Below are 4,399 nucleotides of genomic sequence, written 5' to 3' on the forward strand. Positions count from 1 at the left end.
CCTGAGGTATCCCCAGAAATTTTGTAGTTAAAATAAAAATTTAGGTGATTAGGGAACATTCATGGCGGTTCCCGATCTGATCATTCGCCAAAAATCCCACACCGCGGATGCTCGCCATGAATGTTAAAACTATGCTCGCTGATTTCCTCCGATTTGTCACCCCAAAAACCATGCATAAAGCCAGATTTTCTGTCTTGTTAGATGCGGTTACTGCTCTTGCTAAAGACGCTCGTTGCACCGTTACAGCAATTGGTCGCGCTATGCCAGGGCCCTCAGACAAAATCAGCATCAAGCGAGCCGACAGATTACTCAATAATGCCAATCTGCAACGAGAGCTACCATTGATTTATGCCGCGTTGACTGCTTCTGTTGTAACCCCCCATTCCCATCCAACGATTTTAGTCGATTGGAGTAATGCGGATACCGCCAAGCGTCACTTTATTTTACGAGCGAGTATTGCTGCGGACGGCAGAGCATTAACGTTGTTGCAAAAAATCGCTGCTGAAGAAGAGTACACCAGCCCCCGTTTGCATCAGGCATTCTTAGAACAACTTAAAGCTATGTTACCAGAAGGCTGCAAGCCAATTATCGTGACAGACGCCGGATTTAAAGTGCCTTGGTTAAAACAAGTACGCGAATTCGGCTGGCATTATGTCGCCAGAGTCAGAGGGAATGTGAAGCTGAAAGTGGCAGAGCAGGAAGAGTTTATCACTGTTAACCAATTTTATCGTAAGGCCAAAGCCAAGCCCAAGCATGTCGGCAACATCTTACTCACCCAATCTCAGAGCTATGAAACACAAGCTGTTTTGGTTGGAAAAGGTTACAAGTTATTGAAAAGAGATAAAAACAGGCAATACAAAGAGCCTTGGCTATTAGTTTCCTCTTTACCAGAAAGTCATGGATATGCCGAGAAAATTGCCAAATGCTATAGCTGCCGAATGCAGATAGAAGAAAGCTTCCGGGATCAAAAAAGTTACCGTTACGGGTTAGGTAGCGATCTACATGGTACTCGCAAGAAATCACGCTTGGAGATCTTACTGCTCTTGGCAGCCCTGGCTAACTGGTTTCATTACCTGCTTGGCAGTGCGGGTGAGAAGGCTGGCTTACAACGACGTTATCAGGCTAATACCGTTAAGCATAGACGAGTGCTCGCTCTTTGTTCCCTTGGGATACTGCTCTGTAAAGAGCAAAAGCTTAATATAAGTAGGCGATATTATCAGCAAGGGCTAAAGCAAATTTTGCAGTGGATAGCTCAGTGGTGCTGGACACCGGACGATCTGATAGAGTGTGGATAATATGGGGGAGCAATTTGTGGGGATCCCTCAGGGAACCCACCCTATTGTAACCGTAATTATCTGACTAAACGATCAACAAAGGCAGCATGCCTCGCCTCTGTTACAGCACCTGAAAATACTAACCAGTAATAAAATTGAAAATCGGTGCTGTTACATAGCTTATCTCATTAAAAACCAATAAATCGCCGCTGCCAACAATAATCGATAAATCACATACGGCCACATACCAAAGCGATTTAGCCAAGCAAGGAAAAAGTGAATGGCAGCAAGTGCAGTAATAAAAGCGGTAAAGGTGCCAATGGCAAAAACCAGCCAATCAATACTGGCGGCATCAGTACTAATTACTTCCAGCAATTTAACGCTGGCTGCTAAAAAGGTGATAGGTATCGCCAGTAGGAATGAAAAGCGCGACGCAGCTTGCCGGGTTAAACCCAGCAGCAAACCTGCTGTGATGGTTGCACCAGAGCGTGAAGTGCCGGGGATCAGAGAAACGGCCTGCGTTAACCCCACCAGCAGCGCGTCTTTCAGTGTCAATGTTGACAAATCGCGTTCAGCCTTAGCCGTAACATCGGCAAAACCAAGCAGAATACCAAATACTAAGGTAGTAACAAAAATAACGGCCACCGAGCGCAGGTGGGTATCAATTAAATCCAGTAGTAGTAAACCAGCGATGCAGGCCGGAATGGTGCCCAGCACAACGGCAAGCGCCAGAGGGCTTTGTCCGACATGTTGGCGCCGCGCAAGTGCTGCCAGGCTATCTGTTGTTAAGTTGAACACATCGCGGCGAAAGTACAGCAGCACCGCCAAAAGGGTGCCCATATGCACAGCTAAATCAAATGCCAACCCTTGATCGACTTGGCCTGTAACCAAAGGTGCCAGAATAAGGTGGGCAGAGCTGGAAATCGGCAAAAACTCGGTAATACCCTGTAAAATGCCAAGAAAAATAGCGTAAAGTGCACTCATATCGCGTTAAAGTTCCGTTTTATCAGCAAACTAGATCGGCAAAAATCGCAGCAGTTTAACATAAACGCCGTTTTTAGGTTCAAGGGGGCTAAAATGTTTTCGCATGCACTGATATTGTCTGTTGGTGATGTCATCGGAATTTGTTCGCTTCAGAAAATCGTTCCGGAACCTTCCTTTAAAATTACATACTAATGTAGATATGACTTTTCTCAAAGCTGGTAGATATAACCATACCAATGACACTATAATTTAATTTTCAAAAGGACGCAGTATGAAAAAATTTCTAATTACGCTTGCTTGTGTAATCGTGCTAACAGGTTGTGATAGTGCAAATCAGATGATAGATAAAGCCCAAGATGCAGCCAATCAAAAGGCAGTTGAACTACAAAATAAACTAGAAGCTGTGGATATCAATGGCCTCAACTTAGAGTTGTTAAAAAATTCACCTCAGCTGGCAAGTCAACTTTCCGCATCAATTAATGATGCACTAACGGTTGATTTCACTAGCCCAGAAGCGATGGCGGCAGTCAAAAACAAAATTGCAAATGCTTACTCATGCCTGGCTGAAGCCTCCTCCGCTACTACCGCACAAGAAGTTATGGACAAGCTATTAGCCAATATCAACAACAGCGATGTCAAAACATTAATTGATAGCGGCGTTCAGAAAGCCCAGTCTTATCAGTCTTGTGTAAAATAGCTTTTGCTCAATAATCTTAGGTTGATAAAAACTCCCATGGGCAACAGTTAACGTTGCCCCGCGGAAATATAACCGCTAACTTGTATTGTATTAGCCACCATTAAAGCTGACGTATTTACCTGAGGTATCCCCAGAAATTTTGTAGTTAAAATAAAAATTTAGGTGATTAGGGAACATTCATGGCGGTTCCCGATCTGATCATTCGCCAAAAATCCCACACCGCGGATGCTCGCCATGAATGTTAAAACTATGCTCGCTGATTTCCTCCGATTTGTCACCCCAAAAACCATGCATAAAGCCAGATTTTCTGTCTTGTTAGATGCGGTTACTGCTCTTGCTAAAGACGCTCGTTGCACCGTTACAGCAATTGGTCGCGCTATGCCAGGGCCCTCAGACAAAATCAGCATCAAGCGAGCCGACAGATTACTCAATAATGCCAATCTGCAACGAGAGCTACCATTGATTTATGCCGCGTTGACTGCTTCTGTTGTAACCCCCCATTCCCATCCAACGATTTTAGTCGATTGGAGTAATGCGGATACCGCCAAGCGTCACTTTATTTTACGAGCGAGTATTGCTGCGGACGGCAGAGCATTAACGTTGTTGCAAAAAATCGCTGCTGAAGAAGAGTACACCAGCCCCCGTTTGCATCAGGCATTCTTAGAACAACTTAAAGCTATGTTACCAGAAGGCTGCAAGCCAATTATCGTGACAGACGCCGGATTTAAAGTGCCTTGGTTAAAACAAGTACGCGAATTCGGCTGGCATTATGTCGCCAGAGTCAGAGGGAATGTGAAGCTGAAAGTGGCAGAGCAGGAAGAGTTTATCACTGTTAACCAATTTTATCGTAAGGCCAAAGCCAAGCCCAAGCATGTCGGCAACATCTTACTCACCCAATCTCAGAGCTATGAAACACAAGCTGTTTTGGTTGGAAAAGGTTACAAGTTATTGAAAAGAGATAAAAACAGGCAATACAAAGAGCCTTGGCTATTAGTTTCCTCTTTACCAGAAAGTCATGGATATGCCGAGAAAATTGCCAAATGCTATAGCTGCCGAATGCAGATAGAAGAAAGCTTCCGGGATCAAAAAAGTTACCGTTACGGGTTAGGTAGCGATCTACATGGTACTCGCAAGAAATCACGCTTGGAGATCTTACTGCTCTTGGCAGCCCTGGCTAACTGGTTTCATTACCTGCTTGGCAGTGCGGGTGAGAAGGCTGGCTTACAACGACGTTATCAGGCTAATACCGTTAAGCATAGACGAGTGCTCGCTCTTTGTTCCCTTGGGATACTGCTCTGTAAAGAGCAAAAGCTTAATATAAGTAGGCGATATTATCAGCAAGGGCTAAAGCAAATTTTGCAGTGGATAGCTCAGTGGTGCTGGACACCGGACGATCTGATAGAGTGTGGATAATATGGGGGAGCAATTTGTGGGGATCCCTCAG

4 protein-coding genes are annotated in these 4,399 nt (G+C 44.8%); 3 read left to right on the forward strand and 1 reads right to left on the reverse strand.

Annotated elements, in window-relative coordinates; translation table 11 throughout:
- Positions 1-107: 107 nt before the first annotated feature.
- On the forward strand, positions 108-1,295 hold the full coding sequence (locus EFO84_RS00775; protein ID WP_127346155.1) for an IS4 family transposase: 1,188 nt from the start codon (positions 108-110) through the stop codon (positions 1,293-1,295).
- A 159-nt stretch (positions 1,296-1,454) separates the two neighbouring features.
- Here EFO84_RS00775 and EFO84_RS00780 read toward each other — a convergent pair whose 3' ends face one another.
- Positions 1,455-2,258, reverse strand: a complete 804-nt coding sequence (locus EFO84_RS00780) for an undecaprenyl-diphosphate phosphatase (RefSeq protein WP_008985539.1) — start codon at positions 2,256-2,258, stop codon at positions 1,455-1,457.
- 271 nt (positions 2,259-2,529) lie between these two features.
- Here EFO84_RS00780 and EFO84_RS00785 point away from each other — a divergent pair, with 271 nt between their 5' ends.
- Both EFO84_RS00785 and EFO84_RS00790 read left to right on the forward strand, forming a co-directional pair.
- Positions 2,530-2,955 (forward strand): hypothetical protein, encoded by a 426-nt coding sequence (locus EFO84_RS00785; RefSeq protein WP_008985538.1) that lies wholly within the window; start codon positions 2,530-2,532, stop codon positions 2,953-2,955.
- A 225-nt stretch (positions 2,956-3,180) separates the two neighbouring features.
- Positions 3,181-4,368 (forward strand): IS4 family transposase, encoded by a 1,188-nt coding sequence (locus tag EFO84_RS00790; RefSeq protein ID WP_127346155.1) that lies wholly within the window; start codon positions 3,181-3,183, stop codon positions 4,366-4,368.
- The last annotated feature ends 31 nt before the right edge of the window (positions 4,369-4,399 follow it).

It is taken from the genome of Pseudidiomarina mangrovi (genome assembly GCF_003999375.1).
GTDB lineage: Bacteria > Pseudomonadota > Gammaproteobacteria > Enterobacterales > Alteromonadaceae > Pseudidiomarina > Pseudidiomarina mangrovi.